Raw genomic sequence first — 25,431 nt, forward strand, 5'->3', positions numbered from 1 at the left:
GGAGGCGCACTTGTCTTTGCTTCGGTTCCCTGGAGGCTTTCATCGTCATCCTGACGGGTGGCGAACCACGGGAGCTAATTTACCAGTCGGCGCCATAAATTCAACTTTTTTGTGAGATGCGTCACATAATTTCTTTTCCACCAGCCAGACCTCCTCGAACCTGATCATTGCCTACCACAGCCTTCCCCGGCAGCATAACCGACCCGAGATTTACGCTGTCTGCTCACATTTTTCTGCGATTGGCTGTATTATCGTTATCCACTTCCCGGGCCCGTTGACGGGGCCTCTCACTATTCCGTGCTGGTAAGGAGTCCTGACGTGGCACAACTGAGTTCCCTCTCTCCCACCCTGGTGTGGCAGTTCTTCGAGAAAATCTGCTCCATCCCCCACCCCTCCAAGCACGAGCAGGCGCTCGCCAGCTGGATCACCGAGTGGGCCAGCGCCGAAGGGCTGGCGGTGAAGCAGGACAAGGTCGGCAACCTCTTCATCAAGAAGCCCGCTACCCCGGGCATGGAAAACCGCAAGCCGGTAGTGCTGCAGGCGCACCTCGACATGGTGCCCCAGGCCAACGCCGATACCCCGCACGATTTCACCAAGGACCCCATCGATGCCTACGTGGACGGTGAATGGGTCACCGCCCGCGGCACCACCCTGGGCGCCGACAACGGCGTCGGCATGGCCGCCTGCCTGGCGGTGCTGGCCGACAAGAGCCTCAAGCACGGCCCGCTGGAGGTGCTGCTCACCTCCGACGAAGAGACCGGCATGACCGGCGCCTTCGGCCTCGAGGCCGGCTGGCTGGAGGGCGAGATCCTCATCAATACAGATTCCGAAGAGGACGGTGAGGTCTACATGGGCTGCGCCGGTGGCGTCGACGCCAACATCCGCTTCCCCCTCGAGCTGACCGCCGCTCCGGCGGGCGAGGCGTTCGAGCTGCAGGTGAAGGGGCTGGTCGGCGGCCACTCCGGCGGTGATATCCACCGCGGTCGCGGCAACGCCAACAAGCTGCTGGTGCGCCTGCTCAAGGCCGCCCAGGCCCTAAATGTGGAGCTCGCCGGGATCCATGGCGGCACCCTGCGCAACGCCATCCCCCGTGAGGCCCGTGCCACCCTGGTGGTGCCGGGTGCCAACGTCGCCGAGTTCAAGGCCCTGGTCGATCGCTTCACCGGCATCTACCAGACCGAGCTGGCCGCCACCGAGCCACACCTGACCCTCCTGCTGACCCAGACTGCCGCCCCCGCCAAGGTGATGAGCGCCTCCCTGCGCGATCGCCTGCTGGATGCCCTGATGGCCTGCCCGAACGGCGTGATGCGCATGAGTGACAGCATGACCGGCGTGGTCGAGACCTCCACCAACCTGGGCGTCATCAAGACCCTGGACGGGGAAGTGTACGTCCAGTGCCTGATCCGCTCCCTCATCGACTCGGGCCGCAATCAGATCGAGCAGATGACCCGCTCCCTGTTCACCCTGGCCGGCGCCAGCTGCGAGTTCACCGGCGCCTACCCGGGTTGGGCCCCGAACGTCAACTCCCCGGTGATGGAGCTGGTGCGCGGCACCTATGAGGAGCTATTCGGCAGCCGCCCCAACATCATGGTGATCCACGCCGGCCTCGAGTGCGGGCTGTTCAAGAGCGCCTACCCAGAGTGGGACATGGTCTCCTTCGGCCCGACCATCCGCGGCGCCCACTCCCCGGACGAAAAGGTGCACATCGTCGCGGTCGAGCGCTTCTGGCAGCTGCTGACCCGCGTGCTGGAGCAGATCCCGGCCAAGTAAGCCAAGGTTCCTGCGCTGAACAAAAAGCCCCGCATCGTGCGGGGCTTTTTGTCATCGGCGAGAACAGGTCATCGAATGCCGCGGGCTTCGCGGATCCACTCCCAGGCCTGCTGGATCTCCTGGGCCTTCTCCTTGGCCATCTCCATCATCTCGGGTGGCAGCCCCTTGGCGGCCAGCTTGTCGGGGTGGTGCTTGCTCATCTCCTTGCGATAGGCACGCTTGATATCCTGATCGCTGTCACTCTCGTTCACCCCGAGCAGCTGATAAGCATCCTTGAGACGATCGGCTGACGGTGCTTCCTGACGATACTGTTGGCCACCCGCACCACCGCCCTGGTACTGGCCATGGGCGCGATTGAAGAAGTTCATCTGCGCTTCGGCCATGGCCAGGATCCGGGCCAGCTCGATACGGCTGAAGCCCAGCTCGTCGGCGATGGTGTGCAGGATGGCACGTTCCCCATCCTCAACCCGGCCATCGGCAAACGCGGCCTGCAGCTGTACTTCCAGAAAGAAGCGCAGAATGTCCCGCTGCCCCTGGCTGGCACGACGAAACTCGGCCAAGGTCTCGTGCAGCGGAAAACCGGCCTCCTTGCCCTGACGGAACGACTCCTGGGCGCGGGCTCGCTGCTCCCCTGCCAGTCGCATCCGATCCATCAGGTTGGAGGCCACCCGGATCTCCTGCTCGGTCACCTGACCGCTGGACTTGGCAATGTGCCCCATGACGGCGAAAGTGGCATGAAAGAAGACCGCCTGCTGCTCCTGAGTCGGCCCACGGCGAAACGCACTTTGCAATCCCATGCCCCGATCGAAACGGTGGCCAATCCAGAGGCCGATGAGGGCACCAATCAGGTGGCCGAGCAGAAAACCGAAGAAGGCGCCGAGCACCTTACCCCAAATACGCATGGTTCAAGACCTCTTGATGTTAATGAGTGCGAGCCAGAAGCTGATCATCCAGCTCGCGCAGTCGCGGGACTGTGCCTATATCACGCCACTCGCCGGCCAGCAGGCTACCACCCACTCGCCCTTGTGCCATCCACTCCCGCAGCAGGGGAGCGAGCTTGCGCGCACCGCTCGCCAGGCCGGAGAATGCTGCCGGATGATAGAGCCCGACGCCACTGAAGGTAAACCCGGGAATATCCAGCACCCGCCCCTCTTGCAGGGAAAAATCCCCCTGGGGATGCTGGGGGGGATTGGGCACCAGCCAGAGATGGGCCAGATCCTCACCCAGAGACTGGGTCACCAGGGTACGGTAGTCCAGATCGAGCCAGGTATCCCCGTTGATTACCAGAAAGGGGTCGCTGCCCAGCAGCGACAGTGCCTGCACTATGCCCCCTGCTGTCTCCAGCGCACTCTCCTCTGCTGACCAGTGGATGGTCACCCCGAACTGGCTGCCATCCCCCAACGCCTCCACCAACTTGTGGCCGAGCCAGGCGTGGTTGATGACCAATTCGGCCACCCCCGCAGCTTTAAGCTTTTCGATATGATGCACGATGAGAGGCTTGCCCCCCACTACCAGCAGCGGCTTGGGCAGGGTATCGGTGAGCGGGCGCATCCGCTCGCCACGTCCTGCCGCCAGGATCATCGCCTTCATGACTGCGCCTCCGCCACCCGGGCAAGTCCCGGCAGCACAACCTGCCGCAACCAGTCGCCAAAACGGGCGAGCACGGGCTCGCTGGCCCCGTGCAGCTGGCAGACATCCACCACATATCCCAGAGTGCGGGGAATATCCTTGAGGTAACCTGACTTGCCATCCCGATGATAGAGTCGGGTGAAGATGCCGGCGGCTTTCAGGTGACGCTGCATGCCGGTGAGATCCGCATGGCGGCGGAAGCTGGCGTAATCGAGATCGCCGAGCAGCCCCGCCTGCTGCAGGGTCGCAAAACCATGGCACATCCCCTGTTCGATCACCTCGTCCGGCCAGCGCACGTAGCAATCCTTGAGTAGGGAGACCAGGTCATAGCCAAGGGGGCCGATGACCATGTCCTGAAAATCGATGATGGCAAGCTCGCTGCTCTCGGGGGTATTGCCACCACATACCATCAGGTTGCGGCTGTGAAAATCCCGGTGCATCACTCCCTGCGGCTGGGCCAGGTTGCTGGCGGTCAGGCAGGCAAAGGTATCGTCGAGCAGCTGTTGTTCTGCCGCGCTCAGGGTCAGTTGAAGGTGGTGGCCCAGCAGCCACTCGGGGAAGATGCTGTTCTCCCTGGCCATAAAGGCGGCATCAAAAGGCTCCAGGTCAAGCTCAACCGCACCAAGGCGAGGCAACAGCCCGATGGCCTTGTCATACCAGGCCAGTACGTTGTCGGCATTCAGGCAGCCAATAAGCTGGGTATCCCCCAGATCGGTGACCGCCAGCAGACCGAGTTCATAGTCCACCGCCTTGACCTCGGGCGCCAGCAGCTGACGCGCACGCAAGGCCGCCGCATTGCGAACAAACTCATGATTTTTTTCGGTTTTTGGATTGGCATCCACCCAGATAAGACCACCGCCACGAAAGTAGCGGCGGAAACTGGCATCACCGGAAATAAGGGTAAGATGGAGGCAGGCATCACCGGAGAGTCGGCGTGCCCACTGCAGAAGCAGGGAATCGCGATCGTGCATAAGTCGAGGACCAAGGTGGAAAGCAGCACTTGGCTGTTAGCCCTGGCCGCAATAATGCTTTATCATTGCCGGCTAACATAAAGCAATGACATGCAATGTCAACTCGATGAAACCTGTCGTAAAATGCATGCCCTGGATCAACCGTACCTATCACGGATTGCACGAGTCTTTCACATGACAAAATGGACACTGGGATACCGCTATCCCATCGCCCTGACTATCAGCCTGGCACCGGCCCTGACCTCCATGATGGTGCAGGCGGCCCCGTTCAATCCGCCGCCTGCGACCGGTATTCTCGACAGCCTCTGCTATGACTATGTCCCCAAGGTCGAAAAGCCCTCTTCGGCGGAAGATGCCAATGCCCTGCCGGTCGAGGTCGACGCCGATCGCCTCGAGGCCAAGCAGGGCGGCACCGCCGTCTATGAAGGGGACGTCAAGGTGCGTCAGGGGGTTCGCAAGTTTGACTCCGACTATGCCCAGCTCGATCAGAAGAGCCGGGATGTCATCGCCATCGGCAACATCTATTACAACGACGGTCAGGTGACCGTCACCAGCGACAAGACCCTCAAGTCCAACCTGGATACCAAGAATTCCGAACTGGAAGAGGGCAAGTATCAGGTTCATGGTTCACCGGTGCGCGGCTTTGCCAAACGGGTCACCATGACCAACAACAACCAGAACATCACCATGGAGGGGGCCCAGTACACTACCTGTCCCCCCGGTCAGGAGGTGTGGACCCTCAAGGCTGGCAGCATCGACATCGATCAGAAGGAGGTGTTCGGTGAAGCCTGGAACGCCAGCCTCTGGCTCTATGACTATCCGGTGTTCTATTTCCCGTACATCAACTTCCCCATCAAGGATGAACGCAAGACGGGTCTGCTCTATCCGGGTTACAAGCAGAGCTCCGGCAACGGCATGGAGATCACCCAGCCCTTCTACTGGAACATTGCCCCCAATTATGACGCCACCATCACCTCCCGCTTCATGGACAAGCGCGGCCTGATGGAACAGGTGGAGTTCCGCTACATGCCGGACCCCGCCCACACAGGCACCCTCTATTTCGAAAACCTGGCGGATGACAAACAGTACAGCCCGAGCAACCCCAGCCTGGCCGGTTTGTCTGACGGCCACCGCTATCTGCTGAACGTTCGCCACGGTTCCAGCCTGATGGACGGTTCCCTGCACTTCGGGCTCGACTACACCAAGGTGCGGGACAGGGACTACAACTACTTCAACGACTTCAGCCCCCAGGTGGGCACCCAGATTGATGACCAGTTGCAGCAATCCTTTACCGCCGGTTACTACCAGGAGAACTGGAACCTCACCTCCGAGGTGCGCCGCTACCAGATCCTGAGTCCCTATGCGCTGCTGCCGCACGAGATGCTGCCGCGCATCGACTACAACTACTATCGCCAGGGCAACTGGTTCGATCTGGCCTGGAACAGCGAGCTGACCAAGTTTGGCTATGACAGCGGCAATGCCAGCAGCTATCAGTCGGGAGAGCGCTATACCGCAACCCGTTTACACATGGCCCCGACCCTGACGGTTCCCTTGGTGGATGCCCCCGGTTACTACCTCACCAGCCAGTACAAGCTGATGTTTACCTCCTACAACCAGGAGGTACCAGACACCCTGGTCGGTACGGATCGCGCTCGCTTCACCGATGCAGAGACTGGCAAGCTGACCCTCAAGGATGGCACCATCAATCGTCTGCTACCTTCTTTCCGCCTCAAGGGTGGCCTCAACTTCGATCGCTCGGTCGACTGGTTTGACGGCAAGGGAACCCAGACTCTGGAACCCGAGTTCCAGTATCTCTACATCCCCTACGAGAACCAGGACGATATCGGGGTCTACGACTCCACTACTACCCGACAGGACTACTACAGCCTGTTCAGCGATCGCCGTTACGCCGGTCTCGACAGGATCAGCGATGCCAACCGGATCAGCGCTGGTCTCACCAGCCGGATCTATGACAACGTCGGGGATGAGCGGCTGCGTCTCTCCGTCGCCCAGGCGTTCGAGCTGACCTCTCCCAAGGTTCGTCTCTATTCCTCGGATCCCGAGAGCACCAACGCCCGTTCTCTGCTCTCCTTTGAGGGGGATGCCCGGATCACGGATCAGTGGTTCGCCCACGCTGGCGCCCAGTACGATACCGAGGAGGGTGCGTTCAGTTCAGGCAATGGTGCCGTGGAATACCGTCATGACAAGCTGGTTACCCAGCTCAACTACCGCTTTATTCAGGATGGCAACCGGGATTACCGCTACCCGACCAACGCCGCCCTGGCAGAGGACCTTAGCCAGGCAGGTCTGGTAATGATGGCGCCGATTGCCAATCAGTGGCAGGTTTACGGCGGCTACTATCGCGATATCAAGCAGGATGTGAACATTGACCGCAAGATCGGTGTCAAATACGACTCCTGCTGCTGGAGCATCAACCTGAGCCTGGAGTGGCACAACCAGCCTGACAACGTCACCCTGAGACCCACTTCGGAGAAATCGATCGGTCTGCAGTTCGAGATGAAGGGGCTCGGCAGTGTCGGTACCGGTGGCCGCAGCGTCACTCTGGATACCGAACTGTTGCCCTATGTTCGCCCGTTTAATCTGAAAGACCAGCAATGATGCTGGTCCAGCCTTGAGAGATGGATATGAAAAAGACCCTGATAGCCCTGCTGACCGCGGGAATGTTCGGCGCCATGAGCCAGGCCGCCATGGCGGCCCCCGAGCTGATGGACAAGGTTCTGGCCGTGGTCAACAAGGACGTGGTACTTGCCAGCCAACAGGATGCCCTGGTCAACAAGGTCAAAATCTCCGCCCAGGAGAGCGGCCAGTCTCTGCCCGATGACGCCACCCTGCGCAAACAGGCGCTGGATCGCCTGATCCAGGAGAGCCTGCAACTGCAGCTGGCCGAACGCCAGGGCCTGAAGATCAGCGATACCCAGCTGGAACAAGCCATCCAGGGGATCGCCGCCGACAACAAGATGACCCTGGATCAGCTGCGTGCCCAGCTCGCGCGCGAAGGCATGAGCTATGCCCAGTACCGGGAAGAGGTGCGCCGCGAGATCCTGATGAACGAGGTACGCCGCAACCAGGTGCGCCGTCGCATCAACATCTCCGAGCAGGAAGTGAAACAGGTAGTCGACATCCTGAAAAAACAGGGTCAGCAGCAGAACGAGTATCACCTCGGTCATATCCAGATTGCCCTGCCTGACAACCCTTCCGCAGCTCAGCTAGATGCCGCCAAGAGCAAGATCGAGGGCATTCTGGCCGCGCTCAAACAGGGGGCCGATTTCCGCAAGCTGGCCATTGCAGAGAGCAACGGACCCAAGGCGCTGGAAGGGGGTGACTGGGGCTGGATGAGCCCGCAGGAGATGCCGACCCTGATGGCCGAAGCGGTTCAGGGCGCGACCAAGGGCGACATCGTTGGTCCGCTGCGCTCCGGCGCCGGCCTGCACATCATCAAGGTATTCGACACCAAGGGTCAGCAGCAGGTGATGCAGACCGAGGTGAAAGCCCGTCACATCCTGATCAAGCCCTCCATCATCCTGAGCGAAGAGAAAGCCAAGGGCATGCTGGACGGCATCTTGCACGACATCAAGAGCGGCAAGGCGAGCTTCGCCAGCATGGCGGAGAAATACTCCGAAGACCCGGGCTCCGCGGTGCAGGGCGGCGAACTGGGCTGGTCTGATCCCAACGTCTACGTGCCCGAGTTCCGCGACATGGTCAACCGCCTGCAGCCGGGCCAGATCAGTGCCCCGTTCCGCAGCTCTCACGGCTGGCACATCGTCCAGCTGGAAGATCGTCGCAGCCAGGATGCCACCGACAAGGCCCAGGAACAGCGCGCCTATCAGCTGATCTACAACCGCCGCTTCGTTGAAGAGTCCCAGGCATGGCTGGACGAGCTGCGTGATGAGGCTTACATCCAGATCGAAGGCGCCAGCAGCTGATGCGTTGTCGTCGCCTTGCCGTGACCCCGGGTGAACCGGCCGGGGTTGGTCCGGATCTTGTGTTGCAGATAGCCCAGCAGGATTGGCCCCACCAGCTGGTGGTGATCGCCGATCCGGCGCTGCTGCGTGAACGCGCCGCCCTGCTGGGTCTGCCCATCGAGCTTGAGCCCTACGATCCCGCCGCGCCCGCGCATCCACAGCGGGCCGGCACCCTGACCGTCAGCCCCGTCTCTCTCGGCGCCGCCGTGGTGCCCGGAGAGCTCGACGAAGGCAACGGCGCCTATGTGCTGGCCACCCTGCAGCGCGCATGCGACGGCAACATGAGCGGTGAGTTTGCCGCCGTGGTGACCGGACCCGTGCACAAGGGGATCATCAACCAGGCCGGCGTATCGTTCAGCGGCCACACCGAGTTCTTCGCCCAGCAATCCAACACCGCCGACGTGGTGATGCTGCTGGCAACTGAGGGGCTGCGGGTGGCGCTTGCAACCACTCACATCCCCCTGGCCTATGTGGCGAAGGCCATCACCGAGGATCGCCTCGGCAAGGTGATCCGTATCCTGGATGCGGATCTCAAGGCCAAGTTTGGCATCGCCAAACCGCGCATTTACGTCTGCGGCCTCAATCCCCACGCCGGGGAAGGGGGCCATCTCGGTCGTGAAGAAATTGATGTGATCGAACCCGCCCTGGCCACCTTGCGCCAGGAGGGAATCGATCTGGTCGGCCCATTGCCGGCCGACACCCTGTTCCAGGAGAAATACCTCAAGGATGCGGATGCGGTACTCGCCATGTACCACGACCAGGGACTGCCCGTGCTCAAATACAAGGGCTTCGGCAGTTCGGTCAATATCACCCTTGGACTCCCTTTCATCCGCACTTCGGTGGATCACGGCACCGCACTGGATCTGGCAGGCAAAGGCCTGGCCGATCCCGGTAGCCTTACCACCGCGATTAACCACGCCATCAAGATGGTAGAGAAACAAAGATATGAGCAGTAAGGTGCACATGGGCCACACGGCCCGTAAGCGTTTTGGTCAGAACTTCTTGCACGATCGCTACGTGATCGACCAGATCGTGGCCGCCATCAATCCGCAGCCGGGCCAAAACCTGGTGGAGATCGGCCCGGGTCTGGCCGCGCTGACCGAGCCGGTTGCCGCCCAGATGGACAAGATGACCGTGGTCGAACTGGACCGGGATCTGGCGGCCCGCCTGCGCGAGCACCCGACACTGAAGGACAAGCTCACCGTCATCGAAGCCGACGCCATGCGCTTCGACTTCAGCACCCTGATGGGTGAAGGCAAGGGGCCGCTGCGTATCTTCGGCAACCTGCCCTACAACATCTCCACCCCGCTCATCTTCCACCTGTGCGAGTTCGCCGATCGGGTGGAGGACATGCATTTCATGCTGCAAAAGGAAGTGGTTCTGCGTCTGGCCGCCGGTCCCGGCAGCAAGGCCTATGGCCGTCTGAGCGTGATGACCCAGTACTACTGCCAGGTCATCCCGGTACTGGAAGTAGGCCCAGGCGCCTTCAAGCCGGCCCCCAAGGTGGACTCCGCCGTGGTGCGTCTGGTGCCGCACAAGAACCCGAGCGTAGTCGCGAAAGACATCCGCTGCCTGAATCGCGTCTGCACCGAAGGCTTCGGCCAGCGTCGCAAGACCATTCGCAACAGCTTCTCCAACTTCATCACCGACGCCCAGCTGACCGAGCTTGGTATCGATGGCAACCTGCGCCCCGAGAACCTCACCCTGGAGCAATTTGTCATGATCGCCAACTGGCTGGCGGATCAGCCAAAGGCCTGATCCCGTGACCACCCCGCGCATTGTGATCCGCCCCTACCCCAGTTATGTGGCGGACTCCAAAGACCCATATCAGTTTCACTATCTCATTGAAATCGAGAATCTGGGTCCCGGCCCGGTGCAGTTGCTGCACCGGCGTTGGCTCATTACGGATGCCAATGGCAAGATGCTGGAAGTCGAAGGTCCGGGCGTGGTCGGGGAACAGCCCGTGATCGCCGAGGGGGAGACCTACCGCTACCAGAGCGGCGTCCCGCTGGCGACCCCGCTCGGGGTGATGGAAGGACGTTATACCCTGCAAGATGGCTCTGGTCAGCAATTTGAGGCGCCCATCGCCCCCTTCACGCTGGCCATCCCCAATATTATCAACTGAGGTTTCATGGCGAACTGTTTTGTCGGCGATATCCAGGGCTGCTACGACGACTTGCGTCGTCTGCTGGATCTGGCCGGGTTCGATCCCGCGCATGACGTACTCTGGCTCTGTGGCGACCTAGTCGCCCGCGGCCCCGACTCCCTCAACACCCTGCGCTTTGTCAAGGGACTGGGCAACCGCGCCGTCACCGTGCTCGGCAACCACGATCTGCACCTGCTGGCCGTCGCCAACGGCGTCGCGCCGCTCAAGAAAAAAGACCGGTTGCAGAGCCTGATGGAGGCGCCGGATCGGGACGATCTGCTGGAGTGGCTGCGCCACCGGCCGCTGCTGGCGGAACACCCCGATCTGCCGATCATGATGGTGCATGCCGGCATCTCGCCGGCCTGGGATGCCCGCACCGCCCGCAACTGTGCCCGCGAGGTGGAGAGCCTGCTGCGCGGTGACCAGTACAGCTGGCTGCTGCACAACATGTATGGCGACCAGCCCGACTGCTGGCGGGACGATCTGGTCGGGATCGACCGCTACCGCTACATCATCAACACCTTCACCCGGATGCGCTTTTGCTACTTCGACGGCCGGCTCGACTTCAAATGCAAGAAGGGTCCCAGCGAATCGACCCCGGGCCTGCGCCCCTGGTTCGAGCAGCGCGAGCACCATGTGGATGATCCCATCCTGGTGTTCGGCCACTGGGCAGCCCTGATGGGCAAGACCGACAAGCAGGATATCAAGGCACTCGATACCGGCTGCGTCTGGGGCAACAGCCTCACCCTGTGGCGCTACGAGGATGATGCCCTGATCGCTACCCCCTGCCCGGTGCATGCGAGCTGATCGCAGCCCATACTAGCTGCATGAAAAGCCCGACTACTAATAGTCGGGCTTTTTATTGTCAGGCGGGTTACAACTTGCGCCCCAGCCGTTTCTCTATCTGGCGCCGCTCCCACTCCGGGCCGAATAACTTGAAGGGCTGGAACAGGTTGATGGCGTGAGAGATCAGTCCCAGCCCCCAGCCCAGCGCCGCCCACCAGGCCCAGATATAATCCGGGTTGCTCAGGTAGTTGATGACAAACAGCCCGCCGATCACCACCAGATAGCTGGCGATATGGTAGTAGAAGCCTCTGAGATCCTCCACATAGCTCATCGCTGCCCGCTCCTCGGCCGATACCTGTCCCCAATCCCGTTCCCTCGTCTCGCTGCCTTTCATCTCGCGCTCCTGTTGCTGTACTCCATCCAGTTGAGCCACATCGAGTTCAAAGACGGCGGCCAGGGCCTTGAGGGATTCCAGTCCGGGCTGCTGCCCCTGCTCAATCCGCTGGATGGTGCGGACACTCAAGCCGGAGAAGGTCGCCAACTGCTCCTGTGACCAGCCCCGCTGCAATCTCAACTTCCTGACGATCATCTTGCACTCCTTGTGGTGATTGACGGGGCCAGCATAAGGTCAGCATTGAGCAAGGTGAGACGACAGCAAGCCGACATAAACCTGACAATCTTTTAAAATCATAATGTTAACTACAGGCCATGGAAACAGGTGTCGCCTGCGGCTGACAAGCACCAGCCGCAAACTGCCTGGTTTACAGACTCTTCATCAACTCGGCGGCGATCTCGAAGGAGCGCAACCGCGCCTGATGATCGACGATGGGGCCGTTGAACATCAGCTCGTCGGCCCGGGTCTCGGCCAGCAGCGACTTGAGACCATGACGCACCTGTTCCTGATCCCCGACCAGGGAGCGGGCCAGTGTCTGTTCCATGGCCATCAGCTCGCGGGGGGACCAGGCGTCACCCAGTGACTGGACAGGGGCGGGCAACTTGCCGGCATCACCGCGATAGAGACGCAGGAACTGCTGCTGCACCGTAGTGAACTGGAAGCGGGCCTCCCGCTCGCTATCGGCGGCGATCATGTTGACGCACACCACCGCATAGGGCTTGGGCCAGCGGGCCGAGGGGCTATACTGGGTGCGGTAAATCTCCAGCGCCTGCATCAGTAACGCGGGGGCGAAGTGAGAGGCAAAACCAAACGGCAACCCCATGGCCGCCGCCAGCTGGGCACTGTAGAGACTCGAGCCCAGCAACCAGACCGGCAGATGCAGTCCCTGGCCAGGTACCGCCTGCACCGCTCCCGCCTCATCGCCAAAATAGTCCATCAGCTCGCGCACATCTGCCGGAAAATCATCCACTTCCCCGCTGCGCTGGCGGCGCAGTGCCTGCATGGTGCGCTGATCGGTACCTGGAGCACGACCCAGCCCCAGATCTATCCGATCCGGATAGAGGGAGGCGAGCGTGCCGAACTGCTCGGCGATCACCAGCGGCGAGTGGTTCGGCAGCATGATGCCACCCGCCCCTATCCTCAGGGTACGGGTCGCTCCCGCCAGGTGGCCAATCAGCACAGAGGTGGCGGCACTGGCAATGCCCGGCATGTTGTGGTGCTCGGCCAGCCAGTAGCGGTGGTAACCCCAGCGCTCGGCATGTTGCGCCAGATCGCGTGAGCGGTGGAACGACTCGGCCGGTAGGGAGCCTTCAGGAACCGGCACCAGATCGAGCACGGAATAGGGGATGGCAGACATGGGTCACTCCATTGATTCACAGATCAGTAACAAGTGGGGCAATGTAGCATGAGATACCTGAATGAATCACCTTACAAACCGGTTTCTGTCAGATGCCGAACAAGAGCCAGGACATCCACCTAAAGCGGATGCTGCGACTAATGATGAGTAGGTTGAAAGCATCGCTGTTTTTTTAGTCATTTTATTGCCACACTGCTGACTGATCTTTTCTGCAACTGCACGTGTGACAAGGATGTGTCCATGACAACAGCCAGGCCTGGTCGTAAACCCTTCTATGTTCATATCGCCACCCTCTTTATCTTGCTGTTTACCTTTCTGGGAGGGGCGCTTATCACGCTTCAGTTCCAGCAGGATACCCAGCAAGGGCTCGAGCATGAGCGACAGAATTTTTTGCAATACCGGGAACAGCTTGCCCTGGCCTTGCAGTTGAACGAACGTCCCGCCCGCATGTCCCTCAGCCTGCTGCGCACAGGCCGGCTGGCGGGCATGGAGAGCCTGGATGAACGGCTCGGTTACCTGCCGCAGTTGATCGAGGTGCTGGCAAACAGCGCCAGCTATGGTGCCGTCTACGCAGGCTATGAAAACGGCGATTTTTTTCTGGTACGCAAGCTGACCAGTCGGGCCAGAACGCAACTGGAAAATGTTCCCCTCGCCAGCACCCTGATGGTGCAGAGCCTGCATCAGGGCAAGGGGGAATTTCTCTACTTTGACCAGCATCTGACGCTGCTCGAGCGCCGGGCCATGCCGCAATACCAGTACGATCCCCGTAGTCGTGACTGGTACAAGCAAGCGCGTCGCCATCCAGGCATTGCCGTCACCCACCCCTATCTTTTCTTCACCACCAAGGAACCCGGAATGACCCTGGCGGTGGAGAGCAAGGACAAACGCGCCGTGCTTGGGCTCGATACCAGCGTCGAGGGACTGTCGGCCCTCATCGGTGAGCTGCGCCTGCCACAACATAGCCAGGTGGTTCTGTTTGATGACCATGCCACCCTGCTGGCCGCCGATCCCAAGGATCTGCCCAGCTTCGAGCAGTTAAAACAGCTGCCCATGCTGTCGGCCCTCGCTCACCCCGCCCTGGCCCAGTTGCAGCAGCAGATCACCGGTGAGCCCGGGTTACTGGACACTCCGGTAGAGCTGGATATCAGCCTGCCTGACGGCAACAGCTGGCTGGCCAACCTGGCCCCCCTCGGCGAGGGCTCGCCTTTCTATATTGCCCTGCTGGTCTCGACCGATGTGCTCTACCAGCAGGCGCGCGACGCGGCGCTGGTCAATCTGGCCCGCACCCTGATCGGTTTGCTGTTGCTGTTGCCGGTGATCTGGTGGGTATCCCGCCGCACCGCCACCCCGCTGCAGGCCCTGACCCGGGAGGCGGAGCGGATCCAGCATTTCGATTTTACGGCCAGCAAGGAGCCCGAATCGGCAATCCGCGAGATCGATGATCTGGCCCGTACCATGTCCGGCATGCGCCTGACCCTGGGCAACTTCATGAACATGGGTCGGGCACTGGCTGCCGAACATCGCTTCGACTCCCTGATCAGCCGCATCCTGCACGAGACCACGTCAGCGGTACAGGCTACGGGAGGCGGCCTCTATCTGGCGCAAGATCAGCAGATGGTGGCAGTAAATGCGCGCTGGTTACAGGGCGATTTGCCGATCGAACAGGTACCCTGGCAACCAGCACTGTTCGGGACTCAGGTCGCCGCCAACCGGCTCTCCGTCAGCATCGACCAAGCGGGCTGGCAGCAATACATGAGCAGCTGGGGCCCCTTCCCCGGCCCCAGTGAACTGGTCGCCGAGCCCCTGCGCAATCACCGCCAGGAGTTGATCGGTTACCTGTTTCTGATCCTGCCCGAGTGCTCGCCACGGGAACTGGTCTCGCGGATCAGCCTGATCGAAGCGCTGGCGGGGACTTCCGCCTCCGCCATCGAGAACCAGCGCCTGCTGGAAGAGCAGAAGCAACTTCTGGAGTCCTTCATCGAGCTGATGGCGGGCGCCATCGACGCCAAGAGCCCCTATACCGGTGGTCACTGCCAACGCGTGCCCGAGCTGACCAAGATGCTGACCGAGGCGGCCTGCGCCCAGCGACAGGGCCCCTTTGCCGATTTCAGGCTCAATGAGGAGGAGTGGGAAGCCATCCATATCGCAAGCTGGCTGCACGATTGCGGCAAGGTCACCACCCCGGAGTTCGTGGTCGACAAGGCCACCAAGCTGGAGACCATCTACGACCGGATCCACGAGATACGCACCCGTTTCGAGGTACTCAAGCGCGATGCCTATATTGAGGCCCTCTGTGCCAGGCTGCCAGAGTCAGAGCGGATCGCCTGCCGCGAAGCGGTGGCACCACGTTGGTCGGAACTGGACGAGGAGTTTGCTTTCGTGGCCCAATGCAATCTGGGTGGCGAGTGGATGGCCCCCGAGAAGATTGAACGGCTCGACGCCATCGCCAGCCGCACCTGGCTGCGCACCCTGGACGATCGGCTCGGCATCAGCCGCGAGGAGCTCAAATTGCATCAAAGCGAGCCGGCGTCGACCCTGCCCTGTGTTGAGCAGCTGCTGGCCGACAAACCCTCCCATCTTATTCCGCGGCCCCAGCAGGACAGGTTTGACGATGGCAATCCCTGGGGGTTCAAGGTCAAGGTGCCCAAACATCTCTACAACCGCGGGGAGCGCTACAACCTGGCCATCGGCCGCGGCACCCTCACCGAGGAGGAACGCTACAAGATCAACGAGCACATCATCCAGACCATCCGCATGCTGGAGCACCTCCCCTTCCCGCGCCATCTGCGCAGCGTACCGGAAATTGCCGGCGGCCATCATGAGCGGATGGATGGCAAGGGATACCCGCGCCAGTTGCTGGGGGAACAGATGAGCATCCCGGCCCGCATCATGGCCATCGCCGACATCTTCGAGGCGCTGACCGCAAGCGATCGCCCCTACAAATCGGGCAAGACGGTCTCCCAGTCCCTGGCCATCATGCAGAACATGGTGCGAGAACAGCATATCGATCCGGCCCTGTTTACCCTGTTCGTCAGCAGCGGTATCTGGCGCGACTATGCCAAGCGCTTCCTGACCCCGGAACAGCTGGACGAAGTGGATCAGGAGATACTGCTGGCCAGCTAGTTGCCACCACGACATTGAAAAGGGGCCCGCGGGCCCCTCTTCTCTTGGCAGATCGTATCAGCCGCCAGCCTCGACATACTGGCGAGTCAGCTCGGCCGTCATCATCTCCCGCATCCTGAATTTCTGCAGCTTGCCGGTCACCGTCATGGGGTACTCTTCCACGAAGCGGATATAACGCGGCACCTTGAAATAGGCGATGCGGGCCGAGAGGAAGTGCTTGATCTCCTCCTCGCTCGCCACCTGATCCGGCCTGAGCTTGACCCAGGCACACACCTCCTCGCCGTAGCGTTCGCTGTCAACGCCAAACACGGCCGCATCCTGCACCGCCGGGTGCTCGTAGAGGCGCTCCTCGATCTCCCGTGGATAGATGTTCTCGCCACCACGGATGATCAGATCCTTGATGCGCCCAACGATCTGGACATACCCCTCTTCATCCATGATGCCGATGTCCCCGGAGTGGAGCCAGCCATCATCATCTATGGTCTGTGCCGTCTTGGCCGGATCCTGCCAATAGCCCTGCATCACCCCATGGCCGCGACAGCAGATCTCCCCCTTCTCACCGATGGGGACCGTCTCGCCGCTCGCATCGAGCAGCTTGATCTCGGTGTGGGCGAGGGCACGGCCCACCGTGGTCACCCGCTTGTCCAGCGGCGCATCGATGGCGGTCATGTGATTGATCGGACTGCACTCGGTCTGGCCATAGGCAATGGTTACCTCGGTCATGTGCATCAGACTCTGAACCTTGCGCATCAGGGGTTCGGGGCAGATGGCCCCGGCCATGATGCCGGTGCGCAGGGAGGAGAAATCGAAGCTGGCGAACTGTGGCAGCTCCAGCTCGGCGATGAACATGGTCGGCACCCCGTGCAGGGCGGTGCAACGCTCCTCGCTCACCATCTGCAGGGTTGCCACCGGGTCGAAGGCCTCCGACGGAAACAGGGCGCAGGCCCCCACGCTGATGCAGACCAGATTGCCAAGCACCATGCCAAAGCAGTGGTAGAGCGGAACCGGGATACAGAGCTTGTCCTGCTCGCTGAACGCCATGCCGCTCGCCACCAGTCGCGCATTGTTGAGAATGTTGCGATGGCTCAAGGTGGCCCCCTTGGGGTTGCCCGTGGTGCCCGAGGTGAACTGGATATTGATGGCATCCTCCGGCTTGAGGCTAGCACCCACCCGAGCCAGCACAGCGGGATCCACTCCCTCCCCCAGGGCCTTCACGGCATCAAAATTCAGCATGCCGGGGGTCATCTCCTCCCCGAGCCGGATCACCATCTCCAGGGTTGGCAGACGGGCGGCGGCGAGCCGTCCCGGCGTACTGCCGGCCAGTTCGGGGGCCAACTCGTTCAACATGGCGAGGTAATCGCTTCCCTTGAAGGCGCTGGCACAGATGAGGGCACGGCAACCCACGTTGTTGATGGCAAACTCCAGCTCGTAACTGCGATAGGCGGGATTGATGCAAACCATGATGGCGCCGATGCGAACGGTGGCAAACTGCACCAGGCACCACTCTATGTTGTTCGGTGACCAGATGCCGACCCTGTCACCCGGCTTGATCCCGAGTGCGAGCAACCCCTTTGCCAGTCTGTCGATCCGGGCCAGATATTCGCGGTAGCTCCAGCGGATCTGCTGGTGGCGCACTACCACGGCGGGGCGGTCGGGAAAGCGTTCGGCTATCTCTTGCAGATAAGTGCCAATGGTCTGGGATAACAGAGGTTGGTCACAGGGACCGGTCCGGTAGCTGAGCAGTGAGGTCATGGGTGACTCCTGGCCACATGGGTTGGAATTGCCTACTGCTCGGCTGGCACGGGTTCAATTTGTTACATTAATGTAACCATGAATTTTTGAGAAGATTCACTTTGGTCTAATGTTGACCATAAAAAAACGGCCAACCGAAGTTGACCGTTTTTAGTCCGCAATGGCTGTTTTAGAACAGCAGGTGCGCCACACCGGCGATGACTGGCAGGGTCACCAGGGTGCGCAGCAGGAAGATGACGAACAACTCCCACAGCTTGACCGGGATCTTGCTGCCCAGCAGCAGGGCGCCCACTTCCGACATATAGATGAGCTGGGTCACCGACATGGCGGCGATGACGAAGCGTGTCATCTCGCTTTCGATGGTGGAAGCCAGCACCGCCGGGATGAACATGTCGGCAAAGCCAACCATGATGGTCTTGGAGGCCGCCTCGGCCTCCGGCAGTTGCAGCAACTCCAGCAAGGGAACAAAGGGAGCCCCCAGCCAGTTGAAGATGGGAGTGTGCTCGGCCAGCATCAGGGCACAAGTACCGATGGCCATCACCACGGGCAGCACGCCAAACACCATATCCAGTGCATTCTTCACCCCTTCCCGCGCCACTGCCCCTAGATCGCTCACGCTCTCGGCCTTGGTCAGCGCCCGCTCGTAACCGTAGCTCAGTACGCTGTGGCGATGCGGTACCACCTCCTGCTTGCGGCATAGGGGAGAGCCATCGGCGTAGACATCCTTCTTCCAGGAGAGCGGCGGCAGACGCGGTACTACGATGGCGGCCACCACCCCGGCCAGGCAGACGGTCAGGTAGAAGGGCACGAACATGTGCTCCAGCTTCACCTGGGAGATCACCACCAAGCAGAAAGTGATGGAAACCGCAGAGAAGGTGGTGCCGATCACGGCAGCTTCACGCTGGGTATAGAACTTGCCTTCATATTGCTTGCTGGTCAGCAGAATGCCGACGCTGCCATCCCCCAGCCAGGAGGCGAAGCAGTCAACGGCGGAACGACCCGGCAGACGGAACACGGGACGCATGATGCGGGTCATCATGGTACCGACGAACTCCAGCAGACCGAAATCGAGCAGCAGGGGCAGCAGCAGGCCGGCAAAGATGAACACGGAGAACAGTACCGGCAGCAGATCGTGCAACACCAGCCCGCCGGTGGCGCCCGAGTAGAGCACCTCAGGCCCCATCTGGAAGAAGGTCAGCAAGACGAAGATGCCACCCAGCACCCGCACGCAGGCCCAGAAGGGGGAGACATTGAACAGACTGTTAAGGAAAGGACGACGAACCAGGATGGCCGGTTTGAACAACCAGGCGATGATCGTCATCAGCATGGTGGTGGTGATCACGGCGCTGACCATGGCGACCAGATAGTCGGCAAAGACCAGCTGAACCAGCTTCGCCAGCACGGCGACCGGGATGGTGACATTGCCTTCATAGACGACCGGCGTCATGAACAGCAGGATCCCGATGAGGGACGGGATCAAAAACATCAACAAGTTGCGGCGGGTGTTGACCGCCGGTGCTTCCAGACTCTTTTCCAACATGATGTGACAACCTTAACGTTACTTTCCTTAGCCTGGTCAACCTGCATACTCACGCATAACCCGGCAAAACGGGCGCAAGAATACTCTAAAAAAATGCACAAACAACCTTTTTATGGATAAATCTGCGCATAAATATTTTTACAGGAAAACCATCCATCAAAACAACCCGTTACAGAAGCGCATATCGATTCATTCGACATCACCAGTAGATTGTTTCATTACTGTTAATTCAGGTGGGCAGTATAATCGGTTGGCCATCACAGGCAATAAGCAGCATCACAAATATATCTATTGATCCGACTGACAGGCATAAAAAAACCGGAGCCTTCGCAGGCTCCGGTCTTCAATGCCAGTGACGGGATTCAGTCACGGACATAAATGACTTCGACGCCATCGTCGTCATCTTCATCCCAGTCATCATCGTCGAGCCCTTCGTCGAAGGCCATGGACGCGGCCAGCGCCTCGGCTTCGGCCTTGGCCAGCTGGTTCTTGTGGTAGTCATCCCACTTGAACTCAACCTTCTCGATGGCTTCTTTCGCATCGGCTTCCAGCTGACGGGGCATGGTGTCCAGCAAATCCAGGATGTCATAGCAGACCTTCTTGGTCCCTTCCTTGCTGATGGCGGTGATGGCGTAGACGGGCCCTTCATGGTTCAGGGCAGCCTTGACCCGATCCATCACTTCCTGAGCCTCTTCTTCCAGGATCAGGTCCATCTTGTTGAACACCAGCCAACGCGGCTTGCTCGCCAGCTCGGGGCTGTACTTCTCAAGCTCGCGGACGATGGTCACGGCATTTTCAGCCGGATCGGAACCATCGATGGGGCAGATATCCACCAGGTGGATCAGCACGCGGCAACGCTCGAGGTGCTTGAGGAAGCGGATACCGAGGCCAGCACCTTCGGCAGCCCCTTCGATGAGGCCCGGAATGTCGGCAATCACGAAGGAACGGGAGTTCTCGCCACGCACCACGCCCAGGTTTGGCACCAGGGTGGTAAAGGGGTAGTCGGCCACTTTCGGACGAGCGGCGGAAACGGCGCGGATAAAGGTGGATTTGCCGGCATTGGGCAGACCCAGCATGCCGACGTCGGCCAGCAGCAGCAGCTCCAACTTCAGGGTGCGCACTTCACCCGGGGTGCCGTTGCTCTTCTGGCGCGGCGCACGGTTGACCGAGCTCTTGAAACGGGTGTTGCCAAGACCGTGGAAACCGCCCTTGGCGACCAGCAGCTTCTGCTCGTGGTGAGTCAGATCACCCAGCAGCTCGCCGGTGTCTTCGTCGGTAGCGCGGGTACCGACTGGCACGCGCAGGATCTTGTCCTTGCCGCGGCGACCAGTACAGTTGGCGCTCTGGCCATTCTCGCCACGCTCGGCGGCATGGAAACGCTCGAAGCGATAGTCGATCAGGGTGTTGAGGTTCTCGTCGGCGATCAAGTAAACGTCGCCACCATCACCACCGTCACCACCATCCGGGCCACCGTTCGGGATGTATTTTTCACGGCGAAAGCTTACACAACCGTTACCACCGTCACCGGCATCGACTCGAATCTGGACTTCATCAACAAACTTCATAGGTAACCGTCACCTTAATTCGAAAAACCGATACGCAATTATAGTGGTACAGACCCCTGCAGGCGATACGCATCTTGCCAATCATGCCCTGCAGAACCGGGGTCGGCTGCGTTCCGTTTTTTCGTCAAAAACATCAAAAAGACGTCAGAAAAACAAAAGCCCCGCCTGTTGGCGGGGCTTCGGATCCTTGCGGTCCGTAATTACTCAGCAACGATGCTAACGTACTTACGGTTCAGCGGACCTTTGACTTCGAACTGCACCTTGCCGTTCGCGGTAGCGAACAGGGTGTGGTCCTTGCCCAGACCAACGTTCTCACCAGCGTGGAACTTGGTGCCGCGCTGACGAACGATGATGCTGCCAGCCAGAACTGTTTCGCCGCCGAAACGCTTCACGCCCAGGCGTTTAGCTTCAGAATCGCGACCGTTGCGGGATGAACCGCCAGCTTTTTTGTGTGCCATCTATCGGACTCCTCTAATTAAGCGCTGATGCCAGTGATTTTGACTTCAGTGAACCACTGACGGTGGCCCGCTTGCTTACGGTGGTGCTTACGACGACGGAACTTGACGATAGTCACTTTCTCGCCACGGCCGTGAGCCACAACTTCAGCTACAACCTTGCCACCTTCAACGAAAGGAGCACCTACTTTAAAAGTGTCGCCTGCAGCAACCATCAGCACTTCGTTGAAGTCGATGGTAGCGCCAGTCTCAACGTTCAGCTTTTCCAGACGAACGATTTGACCTTCGGCCACACGGTGTTGTTTTCCGCCGCTTTGGAATACCGCGTACATTTGATTAACTCCGTAAAGGCATGTCTTTTGCTCAAGGCCAGACATGCGCAAAAACCTATAACAATGGGCGGGCATTCTACGCAAATCGATCTGCTCAGGCAAGGCCAATTTAGCAAAAAGTTTATTTTGTGCGCATATCTGCCGCCGTGGATAAACGCTTAACTGTAACCCATTGTGAAATCGTGTAGAATCCCCGCCATTACTAAAAATCGCAGTTATTGCTGCCGTCACGTTACGAGACTTATGGACCAACAGACTATCCGTGCGCTCTGTGCCGCCGACATGACGGCGGTCAATGAACTGATCCTGGCTCGACTTCAGTCCGACGTTAGTCTGATCAATCAGCTGGGTTTCTATATTGTCAGCGCCGGCGGCAAACGGATGCGCCCCATGCTGACCGTCATGGCAGCCCGTGCGCTGGGCTACGAGGGTGAAGATCACCTGAAACTGGCCGCCATCATCGAATTCATTCACACCTCAACCCTGCTGCACGACGACGTGGTCGACGAATCCGATCTGCGCCGCGGCCGGGAAACCGCCAACGCCCTGTTTGGCAATGCTGCAAGCGTCCTGGTTGGCGACTACCTCTACAGTCGCTCCTTCCAGATGATGAGCGAGCTCTCCAACCTGCGGGTGATGGAGATCCTGTCGGATGCCACCAACACCATCGCCGAAGGGGAAGTGTTGCAGCTGATGAACTGCAACGATCCCGACACTACCGAAGAGAGCTACATGACGGTCATCTATTGCAAGACCGCCAAACTGTTTGAGGCCGCCACCCGCCTCGCCGCCGTGCTGACCCATCAGCCTGAGCCGATCGAGCAAGCCATGACCGACTACGGTATGTATCTGGGTACCGCCTTCCAGATCATCGACGATGTGATGGACTACTGCTCCCAGAGCGACGACATGGGCAAAAACGTGGGGGACGATCTGGCCGAAGGCAAACCGACCCTGCCGCTGTTGCGGGCCATGGAAGTGGGTACGCCGCAAGAGCGCCAACTGGTGCGCGATGCCATCGAGCATCGCAATGGCATGGAGCATCTCGATCAGATCCTGGCCATCCTCGAGCGCACCGGCGCCCTGGAGTACTCCCGCATGCGGGCTCGCGAGGAGGCCGACAAAGCCATCGCCGCTCTCGCCATTCTGCCGGACTCCCAGCACAAGCAGGCACTGGAAACCTTGGCACATATGGCGGTGCAGCGCAGCGCCTGAGTCAAGGCTCAACCACACACGAAAAGAGGCCAAACGGCCTCTTTTTTATTTTCTGATTCGTATCGAGTGGCTTAACGCGCAAGCATCCAGAGGATCACGCCTCCGGCCACCACCAGAGAGCCGCCGATGCGGCGCAACTGCTCGGGTGGCTGCTCGCTCAGCAGGCGCAGCATCTGCTGCCAGGCTCTTGGCATCAGCAGCGGACCCAGCCCTTCAAACAGCAGCAACAAGCCCAATCCCATCAGTACAGATGTCAGCATCTTGTTCTCTTCTACTCCCCTCTTCTGCCGGCACCACTGTGGCCAGCCCCCAAGAAAAAGAAAAGGGTCTGACAATGCAGACCCTTTGCAACCACTTTTCCCAACGGCTTACTTGTTGCCGTTAGGCGACTTGAGGTAACGGAAGAACTCGCTGTCCGGCTTGAGCACCATCAGCTCATTGCCACCGGAGAAGCTCTTGCGATAGGCCTCCATACTGCGCACGAAGCTGAAAAACTCGGGGTCTTTCTTGTAGCTGTCGGCATAGATCTTGGCGGCCTCGGCATCCCCTTCACCACGCAGCTGACGGGCATTACTCTCGGCATCGGCGATCATCACGGTCACCTTGCGGTCGATGTCGGCACGCAGGATCTCCGCCTTCTCACGACCCTGGGAGCGATGCTCACGGGCCACCGCGGTACGCTCGGCGCGCATCCGCTGGTAGATGGAGTTGGAGACTTCCACCGGCAGGTTGATCTGCTTGATCCGCACATCCACTACCTTGATGCCGAGCTCGGAGGAGCGCGCCATCTTCTTCAGGGCATCTTCCATCACAGTACTACGCTCGCCGGAGACGATGTCCTTGATGGTGCGGTTACCGATCTCGGAACGCAGACCGTTGTTGATCTTGCGCTTGAGCAGGTCTTCGGCCTGCAGTTTGTTGCCACCACCGGTCGCCAAGTAGTACTTGGAGAAGTCCTCGATCTTCCACTTCACGTAGGAGTCGATGATGAGGTCTTTCTTCTCGGAGGTGACGAAGCGGTCGGCCTGGCTGTCGATGGTCTGGATACGGGCATCCATCTTGCGAACCTGGTCGATGAGCGGCACCTTGAAGTGCAGGCCCGGCTCATAGAGGCGCGGCTCGCCGGAATCAACCCGCTTCACCTTGCCAAACTGCACCACGATCCCCTTCTGACCTTCATCAACGATAAAGACAGAGGAGAAGCAGACCATGGCCGCGACAGCGATTGCACCAATAGCTAGCTTTTTCATCTATCAGTTTCTCCCTGAGCTGAAGCGGTCACCGCTACGCAGCGGCATCGGAGTGGAGTTGGCCCCCTCGTTGGAAACCGGCGCCGGCTCTACGGTCGGAGCCACGGTCGAGCGCTGTGGCTGAGCCACGTTCGGCTTGCCAGACAGCTTGTCGAGCGGCAGGTAGATCATGCTGTTGTTGCCAGCAGGCATGTCGACCAGCACCTTGTTGGCTTGCTGGTACAGCTCTTCCATGGTTTCCAGATAGATACGGTTACGGGTCAGCTCGGGCGCAGCCTGATACTGGGGCAGCAGCTCGTTGAAGCGAGCAACCTCACCCTGGGCCTTCAGCACAATCTGGGACTTGTAGGCTTCGGCCTCCTGCTCCAGACGCTTCACCTGGCCACGGGCCTTGGGTTCCACTTCACGGGCATAGGCTTCCGCTTCACGGATGAAGCGCTGTTCATCTTCCTGGGCGGCGATAGCGTCATCAAACGCATCCTTCACCTCTTCCGGCGGACGAGCCGGCAGGAAGTTGACGTCCACGATCTGCAGACCCATCTGGTAAGGCTCGATGATGCCATCGATCACTTCCCAGGTTTCCTGACGGACCTTTTCCCGACCAGTGGTCAGTACGTCATCCATCTTGGTGTGGCCCACCACGTAGCGCAGGGCGCTGTCGGTCGCCTGGCTCAGGCTCTCGTCGGCATTGGTCACACTGAACAGGTACTGCTCGGGATTGACGACACGGTATTGCACGTCCATCTCGACCCGCACCACGTTCTCATCCTGGGTCAGCATGAAACCGGAAGCCGGCAGGGAGCGAACGGACTCGACGTCCACCGGGATCACCTGATCGATAAAGGTCGGCTTCCAGCGCAGGCCCGGCTCGACAATGTGGGAAAACTTGCCAAAGCGCAGCACGGCACCGCGCTCGGCTTCACGAATGGTGTAGAAGCCGCTGACGACCCACACCACCACGGCGACCACCAGCGCGATGGAAATACCAAAGCGGCCCACATCGCCGCCAGACTTGCCGCCACCCAGCAGGCCACCGAAACGGCGACTCACCTTGCGCAGCATTTCATCCAGATCAGGGGGCCCCTGATTCTTGCCGTTGTTCCCCCAAGGGTCACGGTCTTTGCCGTTGTTACCAGGCTCATTCCAAGCCATCAGCGTCTCCA

General features: G+C 60.1%; 22 protein-coding genes. 9 read left to right on the forward strand and 13 right to left on the reverse strand.

All coding sequences use genetic code 11. The features are described from left to right. The first annotated feature begins 318 nt into the window (after positions 1-318). Positions 319-1,770, forward strand: coding sequence for an aminoacyl-histidine dipeptidase (locus I6L37_RS00310; RefSeq protein WP_216993000.1), 1,452 nt, complete (start codon positions 319-321; stop codon positions 1,768-1,770). 68 nt (positions 1,771-1,838) lie between these two features. Here the strand turns inward: I6L37_RS00310 and djlA are convergent, their stop codons facing one another. The 3 genes from djlA to I6L37_RS00325 are packed head-to-tail and all read right to left on the reverse strand — an operon-like array spanning position 1,839 to position 4,370. Beyond that, positions 1,839-2,672: a co-chaperone DjlA gene (gene djlA, locus I6L37_RS00315; RefSeq protein ID WP_216993001.1), complete on the reverse strand. Its 834-nt coding sequence runs from the start codon at positions 2,670-2,672 to the stop codon at positions 1,839-1,841. A 19-nt stretch (positions 2,673-2,691) separates the two neighbouring features. After that, positions 2,692-3,360, reverse strand: coding sequence for an N-acetylmuramate alpha-1-phosphate uridylyltransferase MurU (gene murU, locus I6L37_RS00320; RefSeq protein ID WP_042028269.1), 669 nt, complete (start codon positions 3,358-3,360; stop codon positions 2,692-2,694). Beyond that, positions 3,357-4,370 carry an aminoglycoside phosphotransferase family protein gene (locus I6L37_RS00325; protein ID WP_216993002.1) on the reverse strand — a complete coding sequence of 338 codons (1,014 nt, stop codon included), beginning with the start codon at positions 4,368-4,370 and terminating at the stop codon, positions 3,357-3,359. The genes murU and I6L37_RS00325 overlap by 4 nt, the downstream gene beginning before the upstream one ends. A 174-nt stretch (positions 4,371-4,544) precedes the next feature. Between I6L37_RS00325 and lptD the strand changes: the two genes are divergently transcribed. The 6 genes from lptD to I6L37_RS00355 are packed head-to-tail and all read left to right on the forward strand — an operon-like array spanning position 4,545 to position 11,306. Next, a complete protein-coding gene (lptD, locus tag I6L37_RS00330) occupies positions 4,545-6,989 on the forward strand; it encodes an LPS assembly protein LptD (RefSeq protein ID WP_216993003.1) in 2,445 nt (814 codons plus the stop codon). 26 nt (positions 6,990-7,015) lie between these two features. Then, a complete protein-coding gene (gene surA, locus I6L37_RS00335) occupies positions 7,016-8,314 on the forward strand; it encodes a peptidylprolyl isomerase SurA (RefSeq protein ID WP_042028374.1) in 1,299 nt (432 codons plus the stop codon). After that, the gene (gene pdxA / locus I6L37_RS00340; RefSeq protein ID WP_216993004.1) at positions 8,314-9,309 is read left to right on the forward strand and encodes a 4-hydroxythreonine-4-phosphate dehydrogenase PdxA; all 996 of its coding nucleotides are present in this window, start codon (positions 8,314-8,316) and stop codon (positions 9,307-9,309) included. The genes surA and pdxA overlap by 1 nt, the downstream gene beginning before the upstream one ends. Then, positions 9,299-10,111, forward strand: coding sequence for a 16S rRNA (adenine(1518)-N(6)/adenine(1519)-N(6))-dimethyltransferase RsmA (gene rsmA / locus I6L37_RS00345; RefSeq protein ID WP_216993005.1), 813 nt, complete (start codon positions 9,299-9,301; stop codon positions 10,109-10,111). The genes pdxA and rsmA overlap by 11 nt, the downstream gene beginning before the upstream one ends. A 4-nt stretch (positions 10,112-10,115) precedes the next feature. Further along, positions 10,116-10,478, forward strand: coding sequence for a Co2+/Mg2+ efflux protein ApaG (apaG, locus tag I6L37_RS00350; RefSeq protein ID WP_026458356.1), 363 nt, complete (start codon positions 10,116-10,118; stop codon positions 10,476-10,478). A gap of 6 nt (positions 10,479-10,484) precedes the next feature. Further along, complete coding sequence (locus tag I6L37_RS00355) at positions 10,485-11,306, forward strand: symmetrical bis(5'-nucleosyl)-tetraphosphatase (protein WP_216993006.1); 822 nt, start codon at positions 10,485-10,487, stop codon at positions 11,304-11,306. A gap of 67 nt (positions 11,307-11,373) precedes the next feature. Here the strand turns inward: I6L37_RS00355 and I6L37_RS00360 are convergent, their stop codons facing one another. Both I6L37_RS00360 and I6L37_RS00365 read right to left on the reverse strand, forming a co-directional pair. After that, positions 11,374-11,874 carry a 2TM domain-containing protein gene (locus I6L37_RS00360; protein ID WP_042028262.1) on the reverse strand — a complete coding sequence of 167 codons (501 nt, stop codon included), beginning with the start codon at positions 11,872-11,874 and terminating at the stop codon, positions 11,374-11,376. Positions 11,875-12,046: 172 nt separating this feature from the next. After that, the gene (locus I6L37_RS00365) at positions 12,047-13,036 is read right to left on the reverse strand and encodes a luciferase-like monooxygenase (protein WP_216993007.1); all 990 of its coding nucleotides are present in this window, start codon (positions 13,034-13,036) and stop codon (positions 12,047-12,049) included. 240 nt (positions 13,037-13,276) lie between these two features. Between I6L37_RS00365 and I6L37_RS00370 the strand changes: the two genes are divergently transcribed. Beyond that, positions 13,277-16,159: an HD domain-containing phosphohydrolase gene (locus I6L37_RS00370; RefSeq protein WP_216993008.1), complete on the forward strand. Its 2,883-nt coding sequence runs from the start codon at positions 13,277-13,279 to the stop codon at positions 16,157-16,159. 57 nt (positions 16,160-16,216) lie between these two features. Here the strand turns inward: I6L37_RS00370 and I6L37_RS00375 are convergent, their stop codons facing one another. The 5 genes from I6L37_RS00375 to rplU all read right to left on the reverse strand — a co-directional run bounded on the left by I6L37_RS00375 (position 16,217) and on the right by rplU (position 21,803). Beyond that, on the reverse strand, positions 16,217-17,911 hold the full coding sequence (locus I6L37_RS00375; RefSeq protein WP_216993009.1) for an AMP-binding protein: 1,695 nt from the start codon (positions 17,909-17,911) through the stop codon (positions 16,217-16,219). 169 nt (positions 17,912-18,080) lie between these two features. Next, on the reverse strand, positions 18,081-19,451 hold the full coding sequence (locus I6L37_RS00380) for a YjiH family protein (protein WP_216993010.1): 1,371 nt from the start codon (positions 19,449-19,451) through the stop codon (positions 18,081-18,083). A gap of 362 nt (positions 19,452-19,813) precedes the next feature. Next, on the reverse strand, positions 19,814-21,016 hold the full coding sequence (gene cgtA / locus I6L37_RS00385; RefSeq protein WP_042070120.1) for an Obg family GTPase CgtA: 1,203 nt from the start codon (positions 21,014-21,016) through the stop codon (positions 19,814-19,816). Between the two features lie 200 nt (positions 21,017-21,216). Beyond that, positions 21,217-21,474 carry a 50S ribosomal protein L27 gene (gene rpmA / locus I6L37_RS00390; protein WP_005304202.1) on the reverse strand — a complete coding sequence of 86 codons (258 nt, stop codon included), beginning with the start codon at positions 21,472-21,474 and terminating at the stop codon, positions 21,217-21,219. Between the two features lie 17 nt (positions 21,475-21,491). Further along, entirely contained in the window at positions 21,492-21,803 is a 312-nt protein-coding gene (rplU, locus tag I6L37_RS00395) for a 50S ribosomal protein L21 (RefSeq protein WP_005304210.1), read from the reverse strand. Between the two features lie 243 nt (positions 21,804-22,046). Here rplU and ispB point away from each other — a divergent pair, with 243 nt between their 5' ends. Beyond that, a complete protein-coding gene (gene ispB / locus I6L37_RS00400) occupies positions 22,047-23,018 on the forward strand; it encodes an octaprenyl diphosphate synthase (protein WP_201982204.1) in 972 nt (323 codons plus the stop codon). 71 nt (positions 23,019-23,089) lie between these two features. On the opposite strand, the gene I6L37_RS00405 is transcribed toward ispB, so the two are convergent. The 3 genes from I6L37_RS00405 to hflK all read right to left on the reverse strand — a co-directional run bounded on the left by I6L37_RS00405 (position 23,090) and on the right by hflK (position 25,420). Then, positions 23,090-23,278, reverse strand: coding sequence for a DUF2065 family protein (locus tag I6L37_RS00405; protein WP_026456014.1), 189 nt, complete (start codon positions 23,276-23,278; stop codon positions 23,090-23,092). Between the two features lie 108 nt (positions 23,279-23,386). Next, the gene (gene hflC / locus I6L37_RS00410; protein ID WP_216993011.1) at positions 23,387-24,268 is read right to left on the reverse strand and encodes a protease modulator HflC; all 882 of its coding nucleotides are present in this window, start codon (positions 24,266-24,268) and stop codon (positions 23,387-23,389) included. Between the two features lie 3 nt (positions 24,269-24,271). Next, positions 24,272-25,420 (reverse strand): FtsH protease activity modulator HflK, encoded by a 1,149-nt coding sequence (gene hflK / locus I6L37_RS00415; protein WP_026456016.1) that lies wholly within the window; start codon positions 25,418-25,420, stop codon positions 24,272-24,274. Positions 25,421-25,431 lie beyond the last annotated feature (11 nt).

The organism is Aeromonas sp. FDAARGOS 1407 (assembly GCF_019048725.1).
GTDB lineage: Bacteria > Pseudomonadota > Gammaproteobacteria > Enterobacterales > Aeromonadaceae > Aeromonas > Aeromonas enteropelogenes.

Coding starts and splice junctions, on each gene's coding strand:
- I6L37_RS00380 (WP_216993010.1), bottom strand. CDS start 19,451: ATGTTGGAAAAGAGTCTGGAAGCACCGGCGGTCAACACCCGCCGCAAC.
- I6L37_RS00370 (WP_216993008.1), top strand. CDS start 13,277: ATGACAACAGCCAGGCCTGGTCGTAAACCCTTCTATGTTCATATCGCC.
- rpmA (WP_005304202.1), bottom strand. CDS start 21,474: ATGGCACACAAAAAAGCTGGCGGTTCATCCCGCAACGGTCGCGATTCT.
- pdxA (WP_216993004.1), top strand. CDS start 8,314: ATGCGTTGTCGTCGCCTTGCCGTGACCCCGGGTGAACCGGCCGGGGTT.
- I6L37_RS00375 (WP_216993009.1), bottom strand. CDS start 17,911: ATGACCTCACTGCTCAGCTACCGGACCGGTCCCTGTGACCAACCTCTG.
- ispB (WP_201982204.1), top strand. CDS start 22,047: ATGGACCAACAGACTATCCGTGCGCTCTGTGCCGCCGACATGACGGCG.
- rplU (WP_005304210.1), bottom strand. CDS start 21,803: ATGTACGCGGTATTCCAAAGCGGCGGAAAACAACACCGTGTGGCCGAA.
- I6L37_RS00360 (WP_042028262.1), bottom strand. CDS start 11,874: ATGATCGTCAGGAAGTTGAGATTGCAGCGGGGCTGGTCACAGGAGCAG.
- murU (WP_042028269.1), bottom strand. CDS start 3,360: ATGAAGGCGATGATCCTGGCGGCAGGACGTGGCGAGCGGATGCGCCCG.
- I6L37_RS00325 (WP_216993002.1), bottom strand. CDS start 4,370: ATGCACGATCGCGATTCCCTGCTTCTGCAGTGGGCACGCCGACTCTCC.
- cgtA (WP_042070120.1), bottom strand. CDS start 21,016: ATGAAGTTTGTTGATGAAGTCCAGATTCGAGTCGATGCCGGTGACGGT.
- I6L37_RS00365 (WP_216993007.1), bottom strand. CDS start 13,036: ATGTCTGCCATCCCCTATTCCGTGCTCGATCTGGTGCCGGTTCCTGAA.
- rsmA (WP_216993005.1), top strand. CDS start 9,299: ATGAGCAGTAAGGTGCACATGGGCCACACGGCCCGTAAGCGTTTTGGT.
- hflC (WP_216993011.1), bottom strand. CDS start 24,268: ATGAAAAAGCTAGCTATTGGTGCAATCGCTGTCGCGGCCATGGTCTGC.
- I6L37_RS00355 (WP_216993006.1), top strand. CDS start 10,485: ATGGCGAACTGTTTTGTCGGCGATATCCAGGGCTGCTACGACGACTTG.
- lptD (WP_216993003.1), top strand. CDS start 4,545: ATGACAAAATGGACACTGGGATACCGCTATCCCATCGCCCTGACTATC.
- surA (WP_042028374.1), top strand. CDS start 7,016: ATGAAAAAGACCCTGATAGCCCTGCTGACCGCGGGAATGTTCGGCGCC.
- I6L37_RS00405 (WP_026456014.1), bottom strand. CDS start 23,278: ATGCTGACATCTGTACTGATGGGATTGGGCTTGTTGCTGCTGTTTGAA.
- djlA (WP_216993001.1), bottom strand. CDS start 2,672: ATGCGTATTTGGGGTAAGGTGCTCGGCGCCTTCTTCGGTTTTCTGCTC.
- hflK (WP_026456016.1), bottom strand. CDS start 25,420: ATGGCTTGGAATGAGCCTGGTAACAACGGCAAAGACCGTGACCCTTGG.